This is a genomic window from Streptomyces dryopteridis (assembly GCF_049606955.1).
In the GTDB taxonomy this organism is placed as follows: domain Bacteria; phylum Actinomycetota; class Actinomycetes; order Streptomycetales; family Streptomycetaceae; genus Streptomyces.
This window is the reverse complement of record NZ_CP187114.1, coordinates 480,887-506,242: the sequence shown is the minus strand read 5'-3', so window position 1 is coordinate 506,242 and position 25,356 is coordinate 480,887. Positions and strand designations below refer to the sequence as shown.

Genomic DNA, 25,356 nt, shown 5'->3' with positions numbered 1-25,356 from the left:
CCCGCTCAGGTCCCGGCGGGCGCGCGCTGTTCGGCGCGCGCGAAGGCGGTCATGCCCTCCGTGAACCCGACCCGCGGACGCCAGCCCAACTCCCGCCGCAGGCGCGCGGAGTCGGCGGTGACGTGCCGGACGTCGCCGAGCCGGAACTCGCCCGTCACCACCGGGTCGGGCCCGCCGTGGGCCGCCGCCAGCGCCGAGGCCATCTCCCCGACCGTGTGCGGCCGTCCACTGCCGGTGTTGTACGCCGTCAACGCCCCGCGCTCCGCGCCACCGACGGCTTCGAGCGCCACCACGTTGGCGGCGGCCACATCCGTCACGTGCACGAAGTCCCGCCGCTGCGCCCCGTCCTCGAACACCCGGGGCGCCTCGCCCCGCGCGAGCGAGGAACGGAAGAACGAGGCCACGCCCGCGTACGGGGTGTCGCGCGGCATGCCGGGCCCGTACACGTTGTGGTAGCGCAGCGACACGGCACGCCCCCGGGCGCACCGGGCCCAGGCCGCCGCGAGGTGCTCCTGGGCCAGCTTCGTCGTCGCGTACACGTTCCGCGGATCGGTCGGCGCGTCCTCCGCTACCAGGCCCGGCGCGAGTTCGGCCCCGCAGTCGGGGCAGCGCGGCTCGAACCGGCCCGCCACCAGGTCCTCGGCCCGGCGCGGCCCGGGACGCACCGTGCCGTGCGCCGCGCACGCGTACCGGCCCTCCCCGTAGACCACCATCGACCCGGCCAGCACGAGCCGGCCCACCCCGGCCTCGGCCATCCCCGCCAACAGCACCGCCGTCCCCAGGTCGTTGCACCCGACGTACTCGGGGGCGTCGGCGAATCCGTTCCCGAGGCCGACCATGGCCGCCTGGTGACAGACCGCGTCCACCCCCCGCAGCGCGCTCCGCACGGCGTCGGCGTCCCGCACGTCCGCGCGCAGGAACTCCGCGTCCGGCACGGGCGGCAGGTCGGGATGGGCGGCGGGCAGCAGGGCGTCGAGGACGACGGGCTCGTGCCCCCGTTCGGTCAGGGCGGTGACGATGTGGGAGCCGATGAACCCGGCCCCTCCGGTGACGAGTACGCGCATGCCCGGAACGCTACGCACGCCACCGGCGGGTCGGGGGCTCCCACGCGCGGACGTAAGACTTCCGTCAGACGCGTCGGCGCGCGGCCCCGTCGGCGTGAGTCCGGCGTGAGAACCTGCGGGGACTGCGTTCGTCGTGTGGGTGAGGAGTGGTGGATGAGTCGGGAACAGCGTGCGGCGGTGGACGCGATGCTGCGCGAGGGGCCGGGGGGATTCGAACCCCTGCCCGTCGAGGAGATGCGGGAGAACTTCGCGGCGCTGATGGCCCGGTTCGCCGTGCCGGCGGTCCGCACCTCCGAGACCGTGCTCGCGGGACGGCCCGCGGTCCTCGTCGAACCCGAGCCCGACGCCGGGGTCGCGCGGGCGGGCGGCACCATCCTGTACTTCCACGGCGGCTCCTTCTGCCTCGGATCCCCGCGGACCGCCATGGGACTGACCGCGAGCCTGGTCGTCCGCACCGGTATGCGCGCCCTCTCGCTCGACTACCGGCTCGCCCCGGAACACCCCTTCCCCGCGGCCGTCGAGGACTGCCTCGCCGCCTACCGGGCCCTGCTCGACGAGGGCACCGACCCGCGCACGATCGCGTTCGCCGGGGACTCGGCCGGCGGCGGACTGACCGTGACGACCACCCTCGCCGCCCGCCGAGCCGGCCTGCCGCTCCCCGGGGCCGTCCTCGGCTTCTCGCCCGGCCTGGACCACACCCGAAGCGGCGCGACCGTCACCACCAAACTCGGCGTCGACCCCTTCTTCACCCCCGAGGGCATGGCCCACACCGGCGCCTTCTACCTCGCCGGACAGGACCCCCACCAGGAACTCCTCGCCCCGGCCGTCCTCGCCGACCTCACCGGCTTCCCGCCCCTGCTGCTCCAGGTCGGCACCAACGAGGTCCTCCTCGACGACTCCGTCCGCCTCGCCGCCCGCGCCCGGGACGCGGAGGTCGACGTGATCCTCGACGTCACCGCGGGCGTCCCCCACGTCTTCCAGTCCTTCACCGGCCTCCTCGACGAGGCCGACCAGGCCCTGGACCGGGCCGCGCTCTTCCTCACCCAACACCTCGCCGGCTGAACCGGGGACGCATGCGGGGACAGGGGGGCTCGTTCGCGCGTGCGCTCGGCTGTCGGGGTGGTCGGTCGTTCCCCGATCGGCTCTCGGCGGGTGCGGGTCCTCCGCACGGCCGGCAGCGTCGGCGACGTCGCAGCCGACGTTCGACGAAACCTCGTGGAGGAACCATGTCCCGTGTCCGTTCCCGTGTCCTGACGGTCGCCGCCATCGCGGCCCTCGCCCTGCCCGCGCTGCCCGCGACCGCGACCGCCGCCGACGCCGCCCCGCAGGCCGCGGCGGCGTGCGCGGTCACGGTCAAGCCGGGCGGCGCGCCGAAGTACTACAAGACCAGCGACCGGGGCGGGGTCCTGATGAAGAACACCAACGAACGCTGGCCCGCCGGGACCTGCCTGACCCAGCTCGACGCGGTCCAAGGCCGGTACACCGCCGACGGGAACTCCTGGCAGGAGACCGCAGGCTGGGGCGGCAAGTACATGTACTTCTACAAGACCCCCGAGCGCCGCGAGAACCTGGGCGACTTCTACTTCAACTCCGACGACATCATCCGCTCCACCACCCACTGACCCACCGGCGGTCAGCGGGGGGTGCCGGCGGCGGCGAAGCGGCGGAGGTTGTCCTCGAAGGTCGCCGCCGCCGCCGGGGTCAGGCCGACCACCCGGGCCCGGTCCGGGCGGGCATGCCCGCAGCACGTGCAGGGCGCGAGGTCGACCACCATCACCTCGGGACTGTTCGTCAGCAACCACAGGGTCACCTGGAGGAGGCTGCGGAAGTCGGCGGCCTCCGTCCACCCGACGTTCCCCGCCCGCACCCACGGGCTCTCGGGCGCCGCCGTGCGGCAGTGCTTCCCGAGCTCCACCGCCCCCGGGACCGTCACCGGCGCGATGACCAGCGAGTCCTCCAGGGCGGTGACGCGGCCGAGGTCGATGCGGTGCTCGGCCAGGGCGGTGGAGAGGGACAGCGCTCTCTCCTGTTCCCCCTCGAAGATCCCCCGCACGGACTTGGCGAGGAGCCGCAGCGCGGCCTCCCCGGTGGATCTCCCCACCGGCAGGGTCACGTGGAGCAGCCGCGCGGTCCGCCGGGGTCCGCGCTCGACCACCGTGTCCGGCGGTACCACGGAGGTCAGGGCGGCGGGGTCGTCCAGACCCCTGCGTCGCCACAGGGTCTCGCCCCGGCCGGAGGCCGGCTCGAACCCGGCGACCTCCAACCGGACCCTCCCCCCGGACGGTTCGTCCAGACGCGACAGGCGTGCCCCGGCCGAGGCCAGGACCCGATCGAGATGCGCCGCGGCCTGCTGGAACCCTTGCGTCGAGTCCATACCGGTCCTCGTTTCGGTGCGGCCGCTCACCGTGGCGGTGTTCGGCGTGACACGGGAAACCCGGTGACAGGGGATGGTGAACGGCGAAGGCTCGTCGTGGCGGACCGGCCCCGCAGGTCATCGGGGAACGCCGCGGCCCCGCCCGACAGAGCGGCCGCGGTGGGGGAACGGGGACGAGAGCCACCGTTCCGCGAGCCCAACGTACCAGGGAACCCGCTCCGTCAACCCCCGCGTGCGAACACCGCCGGATCGTCGGGTTCGTGGCCCATGGCGCGCAACACGTCGTCCAGGAGGCTCTGGTCGGGACAGGGCGGCACGGGTGCCTGCGCGAGCCGGCCGATCATGTCGAGGGCGACGGGGACGTGCCGGCCGGTGACCGCCGGCGAGTGACCGGAGGCGATCACCGTCGGGTCCAGGGCCCGGACCGCCCGGACCGTCCGCGCGTAGCGGACCGGATCGGCGAGGGCCACCCACGGCGCCAGCGCGTGCACGCCGAACAGGACCATGCCCTCCCACCACTGCCGCGCGCTCAGCTCCGCGATCTCGTCGACCACCGCGTCCGCCGCGGCGCCGCCGGGCAGGGGGGTGGCGAAGGCGTCCGCCGCCCAGTAGATCCCGGTGCGGGAGTCGTACAGGCCCTGGGTGGTCGGCGAGTCGTACACGGGTGGGCGCACGATGCTCAGGGTGCGGTCGGGGAGTTCGATCCGATCCGCGTCGGCGAGCCAGCGCAGGCGCCGCAGGGGGAAGTCGTAGCGGTGCGCCATGCGCTCCACGAGGGACCAACTGCACAGCAGGGTGGCGCGCGGGCACAGTTCCATGGCGGCGGCCAGGTTGCCGGTGTGGTCGCTGTCGTCGTGCGAGATGAAGATCCAGCGGACATCGCCCGGATCGACCAGGGAGAACACGGTCTCCCGCCAGGCGTCCGCGTTGTGGGCCGTGCCGGTGTCCACGAGCAGGGGTTCCGCGCCGAGCACGACCATGGAATTGATGGGCACGGACAGGGGCGCGCCCAGCGAGTGTTGGAACTCGCGGACGAGGTGGGTGCCCGGACCGATGAGCTGCGGGGGAGCGGGGACGGGACGACCGGTGGAGGCGGCGGTGGGGGGCACGTCGTCGGGATGAGCGGGTCTGTCGGGCAGCACCATGGTGGATCCTTCGCCGTCATGACGGGGCAGAGCACTCCGCCACGCGTCACATGCCCGGTATCCGAGGATTCCACGGGCGGTGGCGCGGGGTGTGCGGAGGCGCGACGGCGCGCGCCGTCGCGCCGCCCGTGTCCGCACGCGCCCCCGTTGTGGCCCGCGGGGTGTGCGGCCGGGACGCCCTGGGCAGCCCTCGGATGCGCGGTGTTCCCCACCGCGCCAGCGCCGTCCCCGGTCCCCGCGCGGTCGCCGGGTCCCGTCACCGGTGTGCGACCGGAGACGGTCCGCCCGCTGCCGTGGAGGTGTCGAGATGCCCTCGTCCATCGCGATCATCGGCGGAGGCCCCGGGGGCCTCTTCCTCGCCCGACTCGTCCGTCAACGCCTGCCCCGCACCACCGTCCGCGTCTACGAACGCAACCCCCGGGGCACCACCTTCGGGTTCGGCGTGGTCTTCTCCGGACACTGCATGGACACCCTCGGCGAGAGCGACCCCGAGGTCCGCGAGCTGATCCTCGCGGCGGGCCGGTCCTGGACGGGCATGGAGCTGCGCACACCCGGCGGCGCCGGCCACGCGCCCACCGCCGTACCCCTCGACGGGTACGCCTTCACCGCCGTCTCCCGCGCCGACCTGCTCGACCTGTTGGCCGACCGGGCCCTCGCCGTCGGTGCCGAGATCCACTACGCCACCCCCGCCGAGCCCGAGGAACTCCTCGACGCGCACGACCTGGTCGTCCTCGCCAACGGCTCCCGCTCGGCCCACCGGGACCGCCACGCCGCGCACTTCGGGCACTCCGTCACCCTCGGCGAGGCCCGCTACATCTGGTACGGCACCACCGCCCCCTTCGACCGGGTCACCTTCCCCTTCGTGCGCACCCCCCACGGCCCGTTCGCCGCGCACGCCTATCCCTACACGGACACGATGGGCACCTTCGTCGTCGAGACCACCCCGCGGGCCCTCGCCCGCGCCGGCCTGCCCACGGACGTGGTGGTCGACGAGGCGATGACCTCCGTGGTCGAGGAGGTCTTCGCCGAAGCGCTGGGCGGACACCGCCTGATCGCCAACGCGAGCCAGTGGACCGCCTTCCGCACGGTCGTCAACGAACGCTGGACGCACGGCCGGGTCGTCCTCCTCGGGGACAGCGCGCACACCGCGCACTTCTCCGTCGGATCGGGCACCAAACTCGCCATGAACGACGCGATCGGCCTCGCCCGGGCCCTGGCCGAGGAGGCCGACCCGGCCGCCGCGCTGTCCCGGTACGAGGCGGAGCGCCGGCCGAAGACCCACCGCACCCAGAGCCTGGCCACCCGGTCGATGCGCTGGTGGGAGCGGTTCGGGGACCTCTTCGACCGCGAACCCCACCGGTTCGCCCTGCACTTCCTCTCCCGCGTTCCCGCCATCGGACACCCCGGCCTGGCGCGGCTGCACCCGCGCGAGGTCGCGCGGGCGGAACGGGCGTACCACGAGGAGGCGGAACGGGACACCGGACTGGTCGGCGCCGACCGGACGCACGCGCTGGCCGCCCCCCTGGCCCTGGGCAAGGACCTCGCCCTGCGGGACCGGGTCGGGGCCGTCGTCGGCACCCCCGGGGACTGCGAACGCGCGGGGCAGGCGCTCGTCCTCGCCGACTGGCGCTCGGGGTCCGGGCCGGCCGGGCCCGCGGCCTGGGCCGAGGCATTCGCCGCGGCGACCGCCCGAGGCGCGGTGCCCGGAGTCGTGCTCGACGCCGATGCCGGGCCGGACCCGCTGCGCGCGGCCGCGCGCGGCGGTGCCAGGGTCGCCCTGGTCCTCGAAGCGTCCGAAGGGGTCGCGGCCGGCGCCCGCGCGTGGCCCGCCGACGCCGCCGGTACGGAGGGCATCGTGCTCGTCGCCGGCGTCGACCTGACGCGCGTGCCCGTCGAGACCTGGGAGGAGTGGGTCCCGCGCCGGGCCGAGGCATGGCGGGAGTCGGGGGTCAGGGCCGCGCACCTGTGGGTCGACGACGACGCGGAGCCCGATCCCGTCGGCACCCTGCACCGGCTCGTGGAGCTCTCCGACCGGGTGCGGCGGACCACCGGGCTGCCGGTGTTCCTGACCGCGCCGGCCACCGCCGGTCTGTCCGCGACACCCGGTCCCCCCGTCGACCGGGCGAGTGCCGGAACGCTCCTGCACTCCGCGCTGGTCAGCGGGCGAGCGGACGCGATCGTGTTGCCGCCCCGCTGAATCACACGTTCACAAGCACGCGCCGCGCGTGCGCGTCACCCCCCTGGAACCCCTCCCCGGACGCCGGCGGTGGCGGTGTGATGGTCGTGCTCCCGTGACAGCGGGAGACACGCGCACCACACCGTCTCCCGGCCCGGAGGGCACCCATGACGCTTCGCCCCGACTCCACCCACCACACGCCGAGCCCCCTGGCCGGTGACCTGTCCGACGGGAGCTGGCTGCGCGTCCTCGTCCACGGCGCGACCGCGTTCGCGCTCCTCGACGCGGGCGTCCGCAGCTCCCTGTTCGAGTACCTGGAGCTCACGCCGGACGCCGAACCCGAGACCATCGCCAAGGCCCTGGACCTGGAACCGCAGCCGACCCGCGTGCTCCTCCTCGGTCTGACCTCCCTGCGGCTGCTCCACAAGGACGGATCCCGCTACCGCAACACCGAGATCGTCCGCCGCAAGCTGCTCGCCGCCTCCCCCGAGTACCTCGGCCCGCTGATCCGCATGCAGTCCGAGGTCATCAACCCCGCCATGCCGGACCTGCTGGAGTCCCTGCGCGACAACACCAACACCGGTCTGCGCCGCCTCTCCGGCGGGGGCGACACCCTCTACGCGCGGCTGGTCGAACACCCCGAACTCCAGCAGCTGTTCTACGACAACATGGGCGACGCCTCCCGCAAGACCTTCCGGTTCGCCCTGGACGCCTTCGACTTCACCCGGCTGACCCACGTGGTGGACCTGGGCGGCGGCGACGCGACCAACGCCATCGAACTCGCCCGGCGCTTCGGGCACCTGCGCGTCACCGTGTTCGACCAGCCCGAGGTCCTGCCGATCGCCCGCCGCAACATCGAGCGGGCCGGTCTGGCCGACCGGATCGACACGGTCGCCGGCGACCTCTTCGCCACGGAGTTCCCCACCGGCGTCGACGGCTTCCTGTACTTCCACATCCACGAGATCTGGTCCGCCGAGCGCAACACCGCGCTGCTGCGCAAATGCCACGAGGCCCTCGCCCCCGGCGGCGCCGCGATCGTCTACAACTTCGTCGCCGACGACGACGAGCGGGGCCCCCTCATCGCGGGATTCCTCTCCGCCTACTTCCTCGGCCTCGCCTCCGGAGAGGGCATGACCTACACCGCCCGGGACATGGCCGAGCACTTGGTCGACGCCGGCTTCACCCGGACCGAGACCGTGCCCGACCTCCCCTTCAACCACGCCCTCGTGGCGGGTTTCAAGGGCCGCCGGCGCGCCTGACGCCCCCGCCGTCCCCACAGGCCGGCCGCCCGGTCGTCTTCCCGGCGCGGCCCGGTCGGGCCGGTCCGTCCCTCCCCACCGCGCGGATCGGCCCCTCGTCCCCACCCCCTCCCACACAGAAGGCCCGACCATGCCCGTGTCACACGACCCGCAGTCCCGCGAGCCCCTCGCCATCGTCGGCATGAGCTGCCGCTTCCCCACCGACATCGAGAGCCCCGACCGCTTCTGGGAGCTCCTGGCGGGCGGCGAGTCCGCCGTCACCGAACTCCCCGCCGAGCGGTGGGAGGAGTTCCGCTCCGACGGCCGCGTGGTCGCCGCGCTGCGCGACGCGCCCCGGGCCGGCGGGTTCCTCGACGACATCAGCGGCTTCGACGCCACGTTCTTCGGGGTCTCCCCCCGCGAGGCCCTCTCGCTCGACCCCCAGCAACGCATGATCCTCGAACTGTGCTGGCAGGCACTGGAGAACGCGGGCATCCCGCCGCTCTCCCTGCGCGGCAGCGACTCGGCCGTCTTCATCGCGGGGAACTCCCACGACTACGGCGACCTCCTGATGGCGGACCCGGTCGCCCTCGAACCGTGGTTCGTCAACGGCTGCTACCTCTTCGGCCTGGCCAACCGCGTCTCCACCGTCCTGGACCTGCGCGGCCCCTCCGTCTCCGCGGACACCGCCTGCGCCGGCTCCCTGACCGCCGTGCACATGGCCTGCCAGGCCCTGTGGAACGAGGAGACCCCCCTGGCCCTGGTCGGCGGCGTGAACGTGATGTCCGGCCCCGGTCTGCTCCTCGCCCTCAACGCCTCCGGCGCCACCAGCGCCGACGGCCGCAGCAAGACCTTCGACGAGGCGGCCGACGGCTACGGCCGCGGCGAGGGCGGCGGCGTCCTCGTGCTCAAGCGCCTCTCCCACGCCCGGCGCGACGGCGACCGGGTGCTCGCCCTCATCCGCGGCGGCGGAATCTTCCACGACGGCACCGGCGAGGGCATGATGGCCCCCAACGGGCAGGCCCAGGAACACATGCTCCGCTCGGTCTACGCCCGCGCCGGCATCGACCCCCGCAGCGTCGACTACATCGAGGCGCACGGAACGGGCACCCCGGCCGGCGACAAGGCCGAACTGAACGCCCTGGCCCGCGTCTTCGGGGCCGGCCGCGCCGCCGACTCCCCCCTCCTCGTCGGCTCCGTCAAACCCAACATCGGGCACCTGGAGGCCGCCGCCGGCGTCGCCGGACTCATCAAGACCGTCCTCGCCCTCCGCCACGAGACCCTGCCCCCCTCCCGACTCGACCGGCTCACCGACGTCGTCGACTGGGACCGCAATGGCCTGCGGGTCGTCACCCGCGCCACCCCCTGGGCCGCCGACGGCGAACCCCGCCGCGCCGGCGTGTCCTGCTACGGCGTGGGCGGCACCATCTGCCACACCATCGTGGAAGAGGCCCCCCGACAGGACCCGGCCTGGCGCCACGACCCCCACCCCGAGCCCCCCACCGCCCCCGGGCCCCTGCTCGTCCCCGTCTCCGCCCGCTCGCACGCCGGCCTGGTCGCCCAGGGCCGCGCCCTCGCCGACTGGCTGGAGGCCCACCCCGAGGCGGAACTGCCCGCGATCGGACGGACCCTGGCCCTGGGCCGCTCCCACCTCTCCCACCGCGCCGGCGTCCTCGCGCACACCCCCGCCGAACTCTCCGTCGCCCTGCGCGCCCTCGCCGAGGCCGACGCCCCCACCACACCCCCCGACCACCCCGACCAGGGTGCCCCGGTGGTCTGGCTGTTCTCCGGGCACGGCGCCCAATGGGCCGGCATGGGCCGCGAACTCCTGGCCGAGGAACCCGTCTTCGCCGCCGCCCTCGACGCCCTCGCCCCCGTCTACCGCGAGGAGTTCGGCATCACCCCCCGCGAGGCGATCGAGGAAGGCGTGTGGGAGGACACCGCCCGCGTGCAGGCCATGACCACCGCCGTGCAGATCGCCCTCGCCGACCTGTGGCACCACTGGGGCGTCGAGCCCGCCGGCATCATCGGGCACTCCGTCGGGGAGATCGCCGCCGCCGTCGTCTCCGGCGCCCTCGACCGGCAGGAGGCGGCCCGGTTCGCCTGCCGCCGCGCGAAGATCGTCGGCACCCTGGTCGGCACCGGCACCATGGCCATGGTCGACCTGCCCTTCGACAAGGCCCGGGAACTGCTGAGCGAGGTCGCCGACGTGGACGCGGCCGTCTCCGCCTCCCCGTCGTGGACCGTGCTCTCCGGCTCCCACGAGGGCCTGGAGACCGTCCTGGGGACCCTGGAGGCCCAAGGCCGCACCGTGCGCCGGGTCGCCGCCGACGTCGCCTTCCACAGCGCCCTCGTCGAACCGGGACTGGCGGGCATCCACGCCGCCGCCCGCGACCTGCGCCCCCGGCCCCCGCACACCGTCCTCTACAGCTCGGTCACCGAGGACCCCCGCTCCCCGGCCGAGCGCGGACCGGACTACTGGGTGGACATGATGCGCGCCCCCGTCCGCTTCGCCGAGGCCGTCACGGCCGCGCTGGAGGACGGCAACCGGATCTTCACCGAACTCTCCACCCACCCCATCGTGGCCCACTCCGTCTCCGAGACCGCCGGCGAACGCGGGGTCGAGGACGTCACCGTCACCCGGAGCCTGCGTCGCGGAGCCCCCGAGCGCACCACCCTGCTCACCTCCGCCGCCGCCCTCTTCACCGCCGGCGCCGGCCTCGCCTGGGACCGCCTCCACCCCACCGGCGCCCTCCTCGACCTGCCCGCCCAGGCGTGGCAGCGCCGTCCCTTCTGGGCCGAGACCCGCCCCACCGGCGGCGGGGTCACCACCGCCCACGACCCCGCGGACCGCACCCTGCTGGGCCGGCCCGGCACGATCCACGGCGAACGCCCCCTGACCACCTGGGACACCCGCCTGGACCCGGAGACCCGCCCCTACCCGGCCCGCCACCTCGTCGACGACGTGGACGTGGTCCCCGCCGCCACCCACCTCGTCACCTTCCTCGCGGCCGCCGACACCGACGCCCTCGCCGACGTCCGACTCGACACCGCCCTCGTCAGCGACCTCCCCCGCCAGATCCGCGTCATCCGCGACGGCTCCTTCCTCCGGCTCACCGGCCGCGCCCTCGACGACGCCGCCCCCGGACCCTGGACCTCCCACTCCACCACCCGCGCCCTTCCCCCCACCCCCCGAGAGCCCGCCGCGCCGACCCCGGCCCGGCACGCCGACCCGGCCCCCACCGGACCCGTCCGCACCGTCGGCTGGGCCGAACACGAGAAGGCCATGACCGGCCGCGGCATCGGCGGCTTCGGGTTCCGCTGGCGCGTCAAGGACACCACCGTCACCGACACCACCCTCAGCTGCGAGGTCGACCTCTCCCCGGACCCCGCCGCCGATCCGCGCCACGCCGGCGCCTGGGCCCCCCTGCTGGACGCGGCCCTCACCGTCATCGCCCCCCTGTGGCCCGACGACCGCTCCCGCATGCTCACCCGGATCGGACACCTCGCCCTCACCGGCACCGCCCCCACCCGGGCCGTCCTGCACGCCGAACGCCTGCGCCACGACGACGAGGGCACCGTCACCTTCCGGGTGACCGCCACCGACCCCGCCGGAACCCGCGTCGCCCTGTTGGACGAGGTGGTCTGCGCCGGCACGACCGGCACCGACCGGCGGCCGACCGAACCCGCCGACAACCTCGTCCACGTGCCGCGCCTGCGCCCCCTGGGGGACCGGGCGGCCCGGGCCTTCGCCCAACCCGTCGTCGTCATCGGCCCCGGAGCGGAACTCGTGACCGCGCTCCGCGAGGCCGACGTCGAGGCGCACGCGGCCCCCGACCTGCGCGCGGCCTCGGCCCACACCCCTGCGACCATCCTCCTCGTGGCCGACCCCATCACCCCCGACACCACCCTGAACGGGGCGATCGACCGGACCGCGAACCGCTTCCTGGACGCCGTGGCCGTCAACTCCCGCGCCGAGCGCCCCGCCGTGATGTGGTGGCTGACCCGAGCCGACGACCTCTCCCACGCCCCCCTGGCCGGCATGGCCCGGATCGTGGCCGGAGAACACCCCGAATGGTGGGGCGGACACCTGGAGACCGACGGGGAGCAGCCGCCCGAGACCCTGCTGCCCCTGCTCCACCTGGACCTGCGCGACGAACCCGTGCGCGTCCGCGAGAGCGGACCCGCCGTCACCCGTCTGGTCACCCCCGCCGAACCGAGCCGGGCCCCCGCGCTCTGCCGCCCCGACGCCACCTACCTCGTCACCGGCGGACTCGGAGCCCTCGGCCTGATCGCCGCCCGCTACCTCGCGGGCCGGGGGGCCCGCCGGATCGTCCTCGTCGGCCGGACCCCCCTGCCGCCGAGGGAGGACTGGGACGGTCCGACCGACCCCCGGGACCGGCACCGGATCGCCGCGATCCGCGAGCTCGAAGCGGCCGGCGTCACCGTGCGCGTCCTCGCCCTCGACGTGTGCGACCCGGAGGCCGTCGCCGGACGCCTCACCGCCGAGGCCCTGGACCTGCCGCCCGTCCGGGGCATCGTGCACGCCGCCGGCGTCGTCGGCGACGCCCTCGCCGCACAGACCTCGAAGGAGCTGATGCACACGGTCCTGGCCCCCAAGGTCGCCGGCACCCTCGCCCTGGACCGGGCCTTCCCGCCCGGCAGCGTCGACTTCCTGCTCCTGTTCTCCTCCAGCGGGCGCTACGCGCAGGTCAAGGGCCAGTCCGCGTACGCGGCGGGCAACGCCTTCCTCGACGCGTTCGCCGCCGGCCGCCCCGACACCGTCAGCCTCGCCTGGATGACCTGGCACGGGCAGGGCATGTCGGAGTCCAACGAGGCGGGCCTCGCCGAGGCCGAGGCCCGCGGCCTGGGCGGCTTCGACGTGGCGGAGGGACTGGCGGCCTGGGACCGGGCCCTGGGCCTGGGCGAAGCCCACACGGTGATCACCCGGGTCGTGGACTCGCCCGCACGCCTCCCGATCACCCTCGACCTGACGCCCACCCGTGTGGACACCGAGGACCCGGACTCCACCGAAGGGGCCTCGGCGCTCACCCCCGAGGGCGTGCGGGACGCCGTCCTCGCGCTCGTCGCCGGCGAGCTGCGGATGCCCGCCGAGGAGATCCGTCCCGAACGTTCCCTGGTCGACCACGGCATGGACTCCGTGATGACCACCACCCTGCGGGCCCGGGTCCTGCGCCGCTTCGGCGTGGCCCTGCCGCCCTCGCTGACCGGGGCACGCCTCAGCGTCGCCACCCTGACCGCCCACCTCGTCACCGCCCTCGTCGAGAGCGACGACCCCTCGCCCGAGCCCGGGACGGAGGCGCTCTGATGTCCGGACTCATCGACGTCCACCACCACGTCGTCCCGCCCGCGTACCGCCGGCACCTGCGCGAGCTCGGCATCGACTCGGGAGGCGTCCCGGTGGCCCCCTGGTCCCCGGAGGCCGCGCTCGCCGTGATGGACCGGGCCGGCATCGACTCCGCCCTCCTCAGCGTCTCCGCCCCCGGAGTCAACCTGCCCGGCCGGGAAGGCGAAGCGGCCCGACTGGCCCGGCTGGTCAACGAGTACGCGGCCGGTGTCCGCGAGAGCCGACCGGACCGGTTCGGCTTCCTGGCCTCCCTGCCCCTCGCGGAGGGCATGGGCGCCGCCCGACGGGAACTGGAGCACGCCCTCGGCACCCTCGGCGCCGACGGCGTGATGCTGATGTCCAACCACCTGGGCGTCTACCTGGGCGACGAGCTCTTCCGCCCGTTGTGGGCGGCGCTCGACGAACACGCCGCCACCGTCCTGGTCCACCCCATCCGCACCTCCGCGCTCATGGTCCCGGGCATCCCCTACCCGATGGTCGACTTCCCCCACGACACCACCCGCACCGCCGTCCACATGGCCCTGAACCGGGTCCTGAGCACCCACCCGAGGGTCCGGGTGATCCTCGCCCACGGGGGAGGACACCTCCCCTACGCCGTCGCCCGGTTCGCCGCGCTGGCCCCGATCATGGCCGAGCCCCGCGTCACGGCCGAGACCCTGACCGAGGAACTGCGCGCGTTCCGGTTCGACACCGCCCTCGTCGGACCGGAGGCCCTGCGCACCCTGCTCGCCTTCGCCCGCCCCGGACACGTCGTCTACGGCAGCGACTGGCCCTACCTCCCCGACAGCGTCGGCGCCGAGTTCCGCACCGTCCTGGCGCTGCACGAGTCGCCCCCCGGAACGGACCGCGTGCGCACCGTCGCTCGCGAGGCCGCCGAAGGGCTCTTCCCCCGGTTCGCCCGCGTCACCGCCGCCCGCGGCGGATCGGCCACGACCCCGTGACCACCCACCCCGGCGCGGTCGCCTCCCCCGGGGAGCGCCTCGCGGCGCTCTTCGGGGGCACCCCCGACATCCCGATCCCCGGCCTGGTGCGGCGCCTGGGCATCGAGGTGACCGAGGCCCGCGCGGAACGCGTGACGGGCCTCGCACCCGCCTCGGCCTCCGTCCTCGTCCTCGCCGAGACCCTCGGCTCGGTCGCGGCGATGCTGTACGCCCACCCCGCGATGCTCCCGCTCGGCGGCACCCTGCACGCCTCCCACCTGGGGGAGGGCACCGAACCGCCCGAGGACGGCCGGTGGATCGGCGTCGCCACCCCGCTCCACCTGGGCGAACGGACGACCGTCCACCGCATCGAGATCACCTCCGGCGACGGCACCCCGCGCTGCGAGGCCCGGTTGACCTGCTTCCTCATCCCTCCGAAGGACCCACCACGATGATCCCCACCCCTTCGCTCCACCTCGCGGCGACGGGATCCTGGTTCCCCGCCACCAGACCCGTCCACGAAGCCGTGACCCGAGGGGCCCTCCCGGCCCCCTGGGCGGCCACCACCGGCCTGCGACGGGTCGCGATCTGCGAACCCGAGCACGGTCCGATCGCCCCCGAGATGGCCCGCGAGGCCGGACGCCTCGCCGTGGAGCGGGCCGGACGGGCCCACGCCTCCTACCGCAGGCTGCTCTTCGTCACCACGGGCTTCAGCGGCGCCGAGGGATGGAACGCGGCCGCCTACCTGCAGAACGAGGTCCTCGACGGGCACGGCGGCGCCTACGAGGTCCGCCAGCTCTCCAACGGCGCCCTCACCGCCATCGAGGCGGGGGACGCGTGGCTGGCCAAGGCGCCCCCGAGCTCCTGCGTGCTCGTGGTCGCCGCGGACCGGTTCTCCCCGCCCGTCTGGGACCGGTGGCGCGCCAACCGGGGGTTCGTGTTCGCCGACGGCGCCGCCGCCGTGGTGCTGGCCAACGACACCGGGTTCGCCCGTGTCGAGTCCATCGTCAGCGTCAGCGACACCACACTCGAAGCCATGCAACGAGGCAGCAACCCCCTCCTGACGTGGTCCGACCCGGCGGACCACCCGGTCCGCCTGTACGACCGGAGCCAGGAGTTCTTCGACGTCATGCCGCCCGAGGAGATCCGCAAGCGGCTCCAAGAGGGGCTGATCGAGGCGTGTACCCGCGCCGCCGCCGAGGCCGGCTGTTCGCTGTCTTCCGTCGACCACCTCGTCTTCCCCAACTTCGGCCGCTCGCTGCTGCGGGAACAGTGCCTGGAGCCGCTCGGCCTGGACATCGCCCGCACCACGTGGTCCTGGGGCGCGGGCATCGGGCACGCGGGTGCCGTCGACCAGCTCGCGGGCCTGGACCACCTCGTCCGCGAGCGGGCCCTGCGACCCGGCGCCCGCGTCGCCCTCGTCGGCATCGGCGGCGGCTTCAACTGGACCTGCCTGATCGCCGTCGTCACCGACCACCCGCCCGCCGGCCCCGGACCGGCCGGCTGACCACCGCGCACGTCGTGCCCCGATCGTTCACACCGCTCACCGACCAGGATGGGTACCATGCACGACCCGCTCCACTCCGATGACGCCCGCCGGCTCCGGACTCCGGTCCGCCTCCGTCTCCGGCACGTGCCGGCGCGCGTCTGAAGGACCGTGACGGCACCTTTGATGCCGCCCCTGTGGGCCGACGCCGCTCCCGGTGTCGGCCCACGGGCCTGTGCGCTCACGTCCCGTCCCGGGTGATCTCCTCGATGTGTCGCAACAGTCGCAACGCCGGGGCGCTGCGGCGGAAGGGACCGAGCGCCCTGCGGATGTCCGCCAGCGCGAACCGGGCCCGTTCCGAGCGGAGGGTGTGGTAGTCGGCGAGGAAGGCCCGCCACTGCTCGCACGCGTCGTCCAACCGGTGCTCCGCCAGCAGCAGCATGCCCATCTCCGCCCGACTCAGCGCCACGGACCACCGCAGGTCCGCGGGACGCGTCAGGATCGACTCCTCCAACGCCCGGATGGCCGTGTCGTGATCGCACAACGCGGCCAACACCTTGGCCCGCTGATAGGCGAGCGAACCCTGCGAGTACCGGTGGAACTGCCCCGCCGAGACGAGATCCACGCTCCGTTCGTGGTATGCCTCGGCCCGGGCCAGGTCGGCCAGGGCCGCCGTGCGCTGCCGCCCCGCCGCGTGCGCCTCGGCCCGCCCCGCCAGCACGTAGCTGAACACGGCGGGCGAGGCGTCGGCCCCGGCGACCTCGACCGCCGCGTCGGACAGGCGCACCGAGGCCACGACCTGACCGAGTTGCAGGGCGTGCGTGCCCATGGACCGCAGCAGGATCGCCCCCAGGGCCCGATCGCCGGCCAGGTGCGCCAGTTGCAGGGCCACGTGGAGGTGGTGCTGGGCCGCGCCGTGGCGTCCCGAGTCCCGGGACATCGACGCCAGGACGTGCGTCAGCTGGGCCGTCAGCCGCAGCATCTCCACGCGGTGCCCGGTGTGCCGCACGCTGCGCAGCAGGGGGGCCACGTCCCAGGTGAGGTACGCGGCCACGGAGGTCCGCGCGTGCGCCCCGCCGAATCGTTCCGGCAGCGCGCCGAAGATCTCCACCATCGAGGCGACCCGCAACACGGACTCCCGTTCCGCGCTGTTCTCGTCCGGGGGCGCGATGATCGTGCTCGCCGGCCACGGACCGGGCAGGCCCCGCAGGGAATAGGCCCTGGCGGTGCCCGCGCCGCCGGGGGAACCCTGGACCTCGGCCATGCCCACCCGGTGCACCTCGGCCGCGAAGTCGACCGGGCCGGGCACCGAGGGGGTGCCGGGCCGGGACAGGTCGGGGTCCCAGAGCGTCAGACCGGTCTGCTCCGGGGTGACCACCCGCCCCAGTTTCCGCTCGAACGCGGCGGCCACCAGACGCGGCACGGGCGCCGGCGGCTTGGAACCGGCCATCCAATGCCCCACCGCGGTGCGGTCGTAGGCCAGGTCCAGGCCCTGTTGCATGCCGAGGGCTCTGATGGCATTGGTCAACTGACCGGCGGTCCAGCCGGATTCGTCCAAGAGGGAACGCAGTCTCTGATTGGGTTGTCGAGGAACCCTGGGCGCCAAGGGGGCCGTCCTTCCATCGATAGGCACGGCCCCAGCGGGACCGGAACGGACTGCGGAGTCCACGACGGGCCCTTCGCTCTCCTGGGAGGTTTCCCCGGCCGGAACCGTTCAGTCCACGATCCGGGCACGTGCTCGCCCACGACACCGCCGCCGCGCGACGCGGAGCGAACCCGAGCGGGCGTCCCGCGCTTGTGAGCTTGTGCGTCAACACGCCTGTTCGGAAAGGCCGTTACGGAAGTGTCGTCCAAGGTCCCGAGGGGCTCGGGTGACCCCGCCGCTCCGGCGCCCGACGCGGGAGCGCTGCCCCGCTCCGCATCAAGCGCCCCCGTGCGCGCTCCCGTACGCCCCCGCGCTCCTTTCCAGCGCCCCGGTGCCCGAGCACCATCGAAACGGGACGCGACCGACGCGCCCGCAGCACGAGCCCGGGAGAGAACCGATGGAGACCGACACCGGCGACCGGATCCTCACCACCCCCATGCCCTCGCCCGCGAGAGAGGGCCGAGCGGCGCCCACACCCTGGATCCTCTTCCCCCCGGCCGGCGGCACACCCGACATGATCGCCCCTCTGGCCGTCACCGCCCCCGAGGACGTCGCCGTCAGCGTCGTCCACTACCCGCGACGCGGCACCCGCCGCGAGACCCCCATGCCCTCGACCCTGCGCCAACTGGCCGAGGAGTGCGCGCGACACGTCGTCCTCACCGGACAGGCCGGTCGCACGGTCGTGGCCGGGTTCAGCATGGGCGGCCTCCTCGCGCTGGAGACCGCGCGAGCCCTCGCCCGCGCGGGCAGCGGCCCCGCCCTGCTCCTCGTGGTCGGCGCCACCGCCCCCCACCGGCGCGTCCCGTCGGCCGAACGGCCCGATCAGGCGGGCCTGGAGGCACTGCTGGACGAGAGCGGCAGGCTGCGCGACCCCGACCTGCGCGCCCACGCCAAGCGCCTGCTGTGCATGGACCTCGCGCTGCTCACCGCGCACCCCGTGGAACGGCCCCGCCCGCTGCGCTGCCCCGTCGCGGCGGTCGTCGGGGCCGACGACCCCCTGCACGACGGGACGAGGCCGACCGGCTCGTGGCGGGCCTGGACCACGCGCGAGTTCACCGGCCGGACGGTCCCCGGCGGTCACCTCGGCCTCCTCGACCCCGCCCGTGCCTGCGAGTTCTGGTCCCTGGCGGCGGAACTCCGCGCACTGCTGCGGCTGGAGAGGTCCGCGCGGCGCCTGGCCGTCCACGGGCGAGCCCGCTGACGGTCCGTTCACAAGCGCGCAAGCGTGCGACGCCCGCACGGGCCCGGGCCTCCGCCCGGCTCCCGCGCGGAACTCCCGCACGGTCCCATGGAAGAGGAGCGACCTCGCCCCCGGCCTCGTCCGTGACGGGGCCACCAGCGCCGTGACCCCCTCCCGAAGGACCGGCATGCCCCAGCAACCGATCGCCGTCATCGGCACGAGCCGCCGATCCCCTGTCCCACCCGGGGACCCCGACGCCGCGCCCCGGGGGTTCGACCCCGGGTTCTTCGGCATCCCCGCCGCCGAGGCCGCCGGCGTCGACCTGCAACAGCGGACGCTCCTCGAACTGGTCTGGCAGGCATGCGAACACGCCGGCCTCGCCCCCGACACCCTGCGCGGCACCGACACCGCCCTCTTCGTCGCGGCACCCCGCGAACCGGCCGAGCGGGTGTCCGCCCTGTTCGACCTGCGCGGCCCCGGCACCGGCCGGGACACCGCCCCGATGTGCTCGCTGGCCGCCGTCGACCTCGCCTGCCGGGCCCTGCTCCGCCGGGCCGCCCCCCTCGCCCTGGCCGGCGGCGTCACCCCGGGCGGGACGGCCGGGATCCTCGTGCTCAAACGCCTCGCCGACGCCCGGCGGGACGGCGATCGCGTCCTCGCCCTCATCCGCGGCACCGACACCCTCGACGAAGGGGACACCGGGGCCTCGATCGAATCCCGGGCCCTCGCCCGGGAGCACGGGGTGCGCGCCGTGTACGCCCGGGCCGGCATCACGGCCGGCAGTGTCGACGTCATCGCCGCCCACGGCGTCGGGCACCCGGACGGGGATCGCGCCGAGATCGCGGTGCTCGCCCGGGTCTTCGGCCGGGGCCGCCCCGCCGACGCGCCCTGCGTGGTCGCCGCCGTCACCCCGCGCCCCGGACCGACGGCGGCGACCGGCGTCGAGAGCCTCATCTCCGTCGTGCTGGCCCTGAGGCACGAAACGCTGCCGCCGACCCCCGGGATCGGGGCCCGCGACCTCCTCGGTCCCGAAGTCCGAGGACTCGGGACGATCGCCCGTCCCACACCGTGGCGGCGCGGTCCGCGACCGCGACGCGCCGCCGTCTCCTGCTTCGGGCCGGGCGCGGCCCTCGCCCACGCCGTCCTCGAAGAGGCGCCCGCGACCCGCCGGCCCGGCCCGGTCCGCCCCGCGCGAGCGGACACACCGGCCGACCGGCCCCGGCTCTTCCCGGTCTCCGCCCGTTCCGAGGCCGGGGTGCGGGCCGAGGCCCACCGGCTCGCGGAGTGGCTCGACGCCCGGCCCCACACCGACCTCGACTCGGTCGGCCACACCCTGGCCCTGCGCCGGCCCCACCTCTCGCACCGCGTCACCGTGCCGGCGCGGACCCTCGCGGAACTCGCCGCCGCACTGCGACACGCGCACCTGCCCGGAGTCGTCGCCCCGGACCGCCTCGCCGCGCCGCGCGGCCCCGTGTGGCTCTTCCCCGGCCGGGGCACGCCGTGGACCGACATGGGCGGGGCGCTGATGACGGAGGAGCCCGCCTTCCTGGCCGGGCTCGACTCCTTCGCCGAGGTCTACGCGAGGGAGTACGGCATGACCCCGCGGCAGGCCGTCGCCGCCGGAGACTGGACGGACCCGGCGCGGGTCGAGGCGATGACCCCGCCGTTCCAGGTCGCCCTGGCCGACGTGTGGGCGGCCCACGGCATCCGGCCCGCCGCGGTCCTCGGCCGGTACGCCGGCCGGATCTCCGCCGCCGTGATCACCGGGACCCTCACCCGGGAGGAGGCGGGCCGGCTCGCCTGTCGGCGCGCCGGGTTCCTCGCGGGTGCGCGGGGGACCCGGGCCCGCCCCGCCGCACCACCCGCGCTCCGCCTGCCGCGCCCGCCGCGCGTCCCCTTCCGCGCGGCCGTGACCGCGGCCGCGGTCGCCGGGCACCGGCTCTTCACCGAGATCTCCCCCCACCCCGTCCTCGCGGACCTGCTCGCCCGCACCCTGGCCGAGGCCGGGGCGGATCACCCCCTGATCACCCACAGCCTGCGCCGGGGCCGGCCCGAGCAGGGCACCCTGCTGGCCAACCTGGCCCTGTTGCACTCGCACGGCTCGTCCCTGGACTGGTCGTGTCAACACCCCGCCGGAGAACTGCTGGACCTGCCGCCGCGCACGTGGCGGCAGGCCCCCGACCGGTGTCCGTCCCCGCCCTCGACCGCGCCCTCGACCGTGAAGAAAGCGAGCAGACATGACGACCACCCCGCGTGACTCCGTGTTGCTGTGGAACCCGGAACGCCGCGTGTACGAGTTCGGGTTCCTCGTGGAGCTGGAGGGCGGGCCCGCCGACCTGCCCCGCCTCATCGCCGTGCCCCGGGCCGGGAAGGGGGCGGGGGACAAGATCACGGTGGCCTACTGCGGGCGGCACGAGCACTACCTCGCCGTGCCGCCCCCCGACGGGGACCCGGCCGTCGGGGCCACCGTCCGCTACCGCTGGCGCTATTCCACGAGGATCGCGGAGTAGCCGCGGCCGGACGCCCGCCGGTCCGGCCCGCACCCTCCGACGGCCGCTCCCAGGTCGGCCGTGATCTGCGCGGCCCGGTTCACCAGGACCGGCACTCCGGACACGAAGTGGAACGCGCCGAAGGTGAGTTCACCCAGCACGTGCACGTCCGACTGCGCGCGGCCGGTCGAGTCCAGGGCCCGACTGGTCGTGCGCTCCACGCACACGCCGCCGAACGGGTGCGGCAGGAGCAGGCCGTCGGCCGAGGCCCGCTCCACCAAGGACCGGGCGGCCCGCGGGACGTGCCGTCGGGCCGGGGTGACGGCGTTGACGACCACGTCGACCACGACCCTCGCGCCGTCGCCCGACACGACGGTGAATCCGTGCGGCGGGCGGGGCCGGATCGAGCCGACCCCGGAGACCGTCCGGACCCGTCCCTCGCCCAACAGCGCCGCCAGGCGCCGGGCGTTGACGCGCGGCATGGGGCAGCACAACGCGGAGATCACCCGCTGGAGGTGCTCGCGGGTCCAGCGCCGCGCCTGCGGGGACATCAGGTACCACAGGTCCTGCCCGACTGCGGGCAGGGCCTGTTGCAGGACCCGCAGGCCGAGATCCCGGCCGTCGGGCGGACTCGACAGCCGGCGGTCGATCCGGTCGAGCGCCGTCCCGCCCCGGGTGTCCCCGGCGACCCGCCGCACATCGCAGCCGAACGGCCGCAGCTCCTCGTCGAGCAGGCCGCGGACGGCGTCGAGGGACAGCGGGGACCGTCGGGCGAGCAGGTCCATCCGCTCCGGCACGAGCACGGTCAGCGGCACCGGCTCGGTGGCCGAGGCCCGCACCCCGGGCAGCAGCCCGCTCCGTGAGAACAGGGTCACGGGCCCCCGGTGGCCCTGCTCCGCCAGGCCGAGCACGACGTCGACGGCGGTCAGGCCCGTCCCGACGACCCCGACCGAGGCGCCGGGCGCCACATCCGCCAGGGCCTTGTCCACCGGGTACGGGGGATCGACGTATCCGGGGGACCCGGCGAGACCGTAGGGGTCGCTTCCGGCGTCGCCCCCGGGCGCGAGCACGACGGTGTCGCAGCGCGTGCGTCGTCCGTCGTCCGTGTCCAGCCACAGACCGCTCTCCTCCCGCCGCAGCCGCACGGCCCGCCGGGGCAGGACCGACACCGTCCAACCGTGTCCGCCCAGCCGGGCGACGGCGTCGGCGGTGGCCTCGCGCAGATAGTCCCCGTACACGGCCCTCGGGACGAAGGTCGCCGAGGCGGGCGGGGTGTCGGGGCCCGCGTCCGGGCGGCGGGCGTCGAGCCACCGCACGGCGTGGTCCGGGTCCTCGGGGCGGACGGACATGCCCCGCAGCGGCGAATTGCAGATGACCCAGGCCCCGTCGGCGCGGAACACGCGCCCCCGCCAGGGATCCTCGGTCGGATCCACGACCAGCAGCTCCCCGCCGCCCGCCGGGGGCGCGCAGGCCAGGGCGTTGACGAGCGCGGCCCCCGCGGTCCCGGCGCCGACGAGAGCGATCCGCGGGCCGCCCCCCGAACCGGCCCCGAGACCCGGATCGGGTGGGCGGGGCAGGGGAAGCGGGGCACGAACACGGGGCAGGGGCCGGGTGGTTTCGCCACCGGAACCGTTCACGAGATCACCTGTCCGAGACGGGGGAGACGTTGCGTGCGGGACGGGAGCCACCGTTGTGACCCGGGGCCGGCACACCGTCAGTAGGTCACGCGGCGGACTGCCGTGTCACCGGTCGCCTCCTGGTGGGACGGTGAACACGTCCCGCGCTTGTGCGTTGTGCGCCCCCGCGCGCCGGCGCCGCCCTCGGCCTCTTCACGCGTTCACGAACGCGCTCCGGGTGCGCCGGTCCCCCGCCTCCGAGGACGGCGCGGGGCCTCGCGGCGGGCTTCACTGGTGCCGGGCGGGACGCACGGGTCCACCCGTCAGGAGCACGACATGCGAGAGATGGTCGAAAGAGTCGACGAGCACGACCGGGTGCTCGGTATCGCCGACCGGGAGACCGTGGTCCGGCGCGGATGGATCCACCGCTCGGCGGGAACGATCTGCTGGGACCGGAAGGGACGCATCCTGATCTGCCAACGCCCCTACGAACAGCGTCGTTTCCCGGGCCGGCACCAGATCTTCATCGGCGGGGCCGTCGGCGTGGGCGAGACGTACGAGGCGGCGGCCCGACGGGAACTGAGCGAGGAACTCGGCATCGCCGCGGACCTGACCTACGTGACCAAGACGCTGGTTCACGGCGAGATCCACCCGTACTGGCTGTCCGTCTACGAGACCCGCCTGGACCAGCGGTTGCGCCCCGACCCGGCCGAGGTCCTCGCCACCCGGTGGGTCACCGTCGCCGAGCTCCGCGACGCCCTGCACGCGTGGCCGTTCCGCGCCGACGACCGGTCCTCCCTGGCCCAGTACCTCCTGGCCACCGTGGGCGAGCACCTGGTGGGCCCCGGCCCCGGCGCGGGCTGAGGCCCCCGTCGGCTCAGTGGGCGGTCAGGCGGGGGGTGCGGGGCGGGTGGGTGCGGCGGGCGCCGGTGCGTTCGAAGGCCGCGGCGAGGGCCAGCAGGGCGTTGTCGTCGTGGGCGCGGCCCGCGAAGGTCAGCCCGACGGGCATGCCGATGTCCGCCATGGTGCCCATGGGCACGGTCACGGTCGGGATGCCGAGGTGGCGGGGGACCAGGTTGCCGTTGGCGACCCAGACGCCGTTGCGCCAGCCGAGGTCGGCGGAGGCCGGGTCCACGTCCATGTCGGCGGGGCCCACGTCGGCGACGGCGGGGAAGACCACGGCGTCCAGCCCCAGGTCGTCCATCCACAGCTCCAGGTCGATCCGGCGGGTCTCCTCCAGCCCGCGCAGCCCCTGCTCCAGGTGCGGCATCTCGGCGAGGGAGGCGTAGGGGCGCTCGCGGGCGAAGCGCGGGTACTCGCCGATCGTGTCCTCGAACCCGTCGTAGCGGTCGGGCAGTTCGCCTTCCCGTTTGGGCCAGATGAGGGCGCCGTCGACCTCGCCGAGGGTGGACAGCGCCGGGTCGCCGTTGGCCCGCAGGAAGTCGTCCCAGGCCCAGGCGGACAGGTCCTCGATCTCGAAGGCGAGGTACTCGCGGCTCACCAGGCCGCGGGTGAACAGGGAGGGCTCGCCGGGGCGGTCGGACTCGTAGCGGGACACCACGGGGAAGTCGACCTCGACGACCTCGGCGCCGGCGGCCTCCAGGTCGCGGCGGGCGGCCTCCCACAGGGCGATCACCGAGGGGCGGGTCTCGATCCGCTGCCCGGTCTGGCCGCCGATGCCCCCGTCGGGGTTGGTGCCCGCGTCGGGGTCGGCGTTCACGTACATCCGGGGCACGCCGACGCGCTTGCCGGTGAGCGCCTCGTGCGCCGCCCCGAGGTCGCGGGGGGCGAGGGCCGGGTAGGAGTCGGGCCGCACCCGCGAGGCGGGGGGCAGCTCCACCCACGGCTGCGCGCGCCACAGGTCCCCCCGCGTGTCGGGGTCGTCGGCCACGATCACGTCGAGGAGTTCGAGCAGGTCGGCCATGGTGCGGGTGTGCGGGACGACCACGTCCATGGTCGGCACCAGGGGCCAGTTCCCGCGGACCGAGATCACCCCGCGGCTGGGCGTGTAGGCGCACAGGGCGTTGTTCGACGCGGGCGCCCGGCCCGAGGACCAGGTCTCCTCCCCGAGGCCGAAGGCGCCGAAGGAGGCCGCCGTCGCCGTGCCGGAGCCGTTGGAGGAGCCGGAGCCGTAGGCGCTGGTGAGCCAGTCGGCGCTGTACGGGCTCTCGGCGCGGCCGTACACGCCGCGCTGCATGCCGCCGTTCGCCATCGGCGGCATGTTGGTCAGGCCGATCAGGACGGCCCCGGCCGCGCGCAGGCGTTCGATGGCGAAGGCGTCGCGCCGGGCCACGAGGTGTTCGAAGGCGGGGGAGCCGGCCGCGGCCGTCAGGCCCTTCGCGAGGTAGCTGTCCTTCGCGGTGTAGGGGATGCCGTCGAGCGGGCCGAGGGCCGCGCCGCGCGCGCGGCGCTCGTCCGAGGCCGCAGCCTCCGCGCGGGCCTCGGGGTTCATCACGACCATCGCGTTCAGGGCGGTGGGCGTGTCGGGCCCGTCGTAGGCCCCGATCCGGGCGAGGTAGGCGTCGAGCAGCTCGACCGCCGTGGTCTCGCCCTTCTCCAGCGCCGCACGCAGGTCGGCGATACAGGTCTCGACGACGTCGAAGCCGCGTGTCATGAGGGTGTCTCCCGAGTGGTGGGGGTGGGACGGGGCGGGCC

At 75.0% G+C, this 25,356-nt stretch carries 18 protein-coding genes; 12 read left to right on the top strand and 6 right to left on the bottom strand.

Annotated features, from left to right (window positions below):
- Positions 1-5: 5 nt before the first annotated feature.
- Positions 6-1,064: an NAD-dependent epimerase/dehydratase family protein gene (locus ACN20G_RS28670; RefSeq protein WP_424216123.1), complete on the bottom strand. Its 1,059-nt coding sequence runs from the start codon at positions 1,062-1,064 to the stop codon at positions 6-8.
- A gap of 153 nt (positions 1,065-1,217) precedes the next feature.
- Between ACN20G_RS28670 and ACN20G_RS28665 the strand changes: the two genes are divergently transcribed.
- Together ACN20G_RS28665 and ACN20G_RS28660 are read left to right on the top strand one after the other, a co-directional pair.
- Complete coding sequence (locus ACN20G_RS28665; protein ID WP_424216122.1) at positions 1,218-2,126, top strand: alpha/beta hydrolase; 909 nt, start codon at positions 1,218-1,220, stop codon at positions 2,124-2,126.
- A gap of 164 nt (positions 2,127-2,290) precedes the next feature.
- Positions 2,291-2,686, top strand: a complete 396-nt coding sequence (locus ACN20G_RS28660) for a hypothetical protein (RefSeq protein WP_424216121.1) — start codon at positions 2,291-2,293, stop codon at positions 2,684-2,686.
- Between the two features lie 11 nt (positions 2,687-2,697).
- On the opposite strand, the gene ACN20G_RS28655 is transcribed toward ACN20G_RS28660, so the two are convergent.
- Positions 2,698-3,438, bottom strand: coding sequence for a hypothetical protein (locus ACN20G_RS28655; RefSeq protein ID WP_424216120.1), 741 nt, complete (start codon positions 3,436-3,438; stop codon positions 2,698-2,700).
- A 221-nt stretch (positions 3,439-3,659) separates the two neighbouring features.
- Positions 3,660-4,583 carry an MBL fold metallo-hydrolase gene (locus ACN20G_RS28650; RefSeq protein WP_424216119.1) on the bottom strand — a complete coding sequence of 308 codons (924 nt, stop codon included), beginning with the start codon at positions 4,581-4,583 and terminating at the stop codon, positions 3,660-3,662.
- Positions 4,584-4,890: 307 nt separating this feature from the next.
- On the opposite strand from ACN20G_RS28650, the gene ACN20G_RS28645 reads away from it, so the two are divergent.
- The 6 genes from ACN20G_RS28645 (at position 4,891) to ACN20G_RS28620 (ending at position 15,792) form a co-directional block, all read left to right on the top strand.
- Positions 4,891-6,780, top strand: a complete 1,890-nt coding sequence (locus ACN20G_RS28645) for an FAD-dependent monooxygenase (RefSeq protein WP_424216118.1) — start codon at positions 4,891-4,893, stop codon at positions 6,778-6,780.
- 146 nt (positions 6,781-6,926) lie between these two features.
- Positions 6,927-8,018 (top strand): methyltransferase, encoded by a 1,092-nt coding sequence (locus ACN20G_RS28640; protein WP_424216117.1) that lies wholly within the window; start codon positions 6,927-6,929, stop codon positions 8,016-8,018.
- Between the two features lie 130 nt (positions 8,019-8,148).
- Positions 8,149-13,326 (top strand): beta-ketoacyl synthase N-terminal-like domain-containing protein, encoded by a 5,178-nt coding sequence (locus ACN20G_RS28635; RefSeq protein WP_424216116.1) that lies wholly within the window; start codon positions 8,149-8,151, stop codon positions 13,324-13,326.
- A complete protein-coding gene (locus ACN20G_RS28630; RefSeq protein ID WP_424216115.1) occupies positions 13,326-14,306 on the top strand; it encodes an amidohydrolase family protein in 981 nt (326 codons plus the stop codon). The genes ACN20G_RS28635 and ACN20G_RS28630 overlap by 1 nt, the downstream gene beginning before the upstream one ends.
- Positions 14,303-14,740, top strand: coding sequence for a PaaI family thioesterase (locus tag ACN20G_RS28625; protein WP_424216114.1), 438 nt, complete (start codon positions 14,303-14,305; stop codon positions 14,738-14,740). Before ACN20G_RS28630 ends, ACN20G_RS28625 begins: the two co-directional genes overlap by 4 nt.
- Positions 14,737-15,792, top strand: coding sequence for a ketoacyl-ACP synthase III family protein (locus tag ACN20G_RS28620; protein ID WP_424216113.1), 1,056 nt, complete (start codon positions 14,737-14,739; stop codon positions 15,790-15,792). The genes ACN20G_RS28625 and ACN20G_RS28620 overlap by 4 nt, the downstream gene beginning before the upstream one ends.
- 220 nt (positions 15,793-16,012) lie before the next feature.
- Here the strand turns inward: ACN20G_RS28620 and ACN20G_RS28615 are convergent, their stop codons facing one another.
- Positions 16,013-17,329: a hypothetical protein gene (locus tag ACN20G_RS28615; RefSeq protein WP_424216112.1), complete on the bottom strand. Its 1,317-nt coding sequence runs from the start codon at positions 17,327-17,329 to the stop codon at positions 16,013-16,015.
- Between the two features lie 484 nt (positions 17,330-17,813).
- Between ACN20G_RS28615 and ACN20G_RS28610 the strand changes: the two genes are divergently transcribed.
- From ACN20G_RS28610 to ACN20G_RS28600, 3 genes are all read left to right on the top strand, one after another.
- The gene (locus ACN20G_RS28610) at positions 17,814-18,617 is read left to right on the top strand and encodes a thioesterase II family protein (protein ID WP_424216111.1); all 804 of its coding nucleotides are present in this window, start codon (positions 17,814-17,816) and stop codon (positions 18,615-18,617) included.
- 166 nt (positions 18,618-18,783) lie between these two features.
- Positions 18,784-20,853: an acyltransferase domain-containing protein gene (locus ACN20G_RS28605; RefSeq protein ID WP_424216110.1), complete on the top strand. Its 2,070-nt coding sequence runs from the start codon at positions 18,784-18,786 to the stop codon at positions 20,851-20,853.
- Positions 20,834-21,106, top strand: coding sequence for a DUF5988 family protein (locus ACN20G_RS28600; RefSeq protein ID WP_424216109.1), 273 nt, complete (start codon positions 20,834-20,836; stop codon positions 21,104-21,106). Before ACN20G_RS28605 ends, ACN20G_RS28600 begins: the two co-directional genes overlap by 20 nt.
- On the opposite strand, the gene ACN20G_RS28595 is transcribed toward ACN20G_RS28600, so the two are convergent.
- Entirely contained in the window at positions 21,082-22,722 is a 1,641-nt protein-coding gene (locus ACN20G_RS28595) for an FAD/NAD(P)-binding protein (protein WP_424216108.1), read from the bottom strand. The two genes, ACN20G_RS28600 and ACN20G_RS28595, sit on opposite strands and share 25 nt — an antisense overlap.
- A gap of 315 nt (positions 22,723-23,037) precedes the next feature.
- Here ACN20G_RS28595 and ACN20G_RS28590 point away from each other — a divergent pair, with 315 nt between their 5' ends.
- Positions 23,038-23,565, top strand: coding sequence for an NUDIX domain-containing protein (locus tag ACN20G_RS28590; protein WP_424216107.1), 528 nt, complete (start codon positions 23,038-23,040; stop codon positions 23,563-23,565).
- A 13-nt stretch (positions 23,566-23,578) separates the two neighbouring features.
- On the opposite strand, the gene ACN20G_RS28585 is transcribed toward ACN20G_RS28590, so the two are convergent.
- Entirely contained in the window at positions 23,579-25,315 is a 1,737-nt protein-coding gene (locus ACN20G_RS28585) for an amidase (RefSeq protein WP_424216106.1), read from the bottom strand.
- Positions 25,316-25,356: the final 41 nt, after the last annotated feature.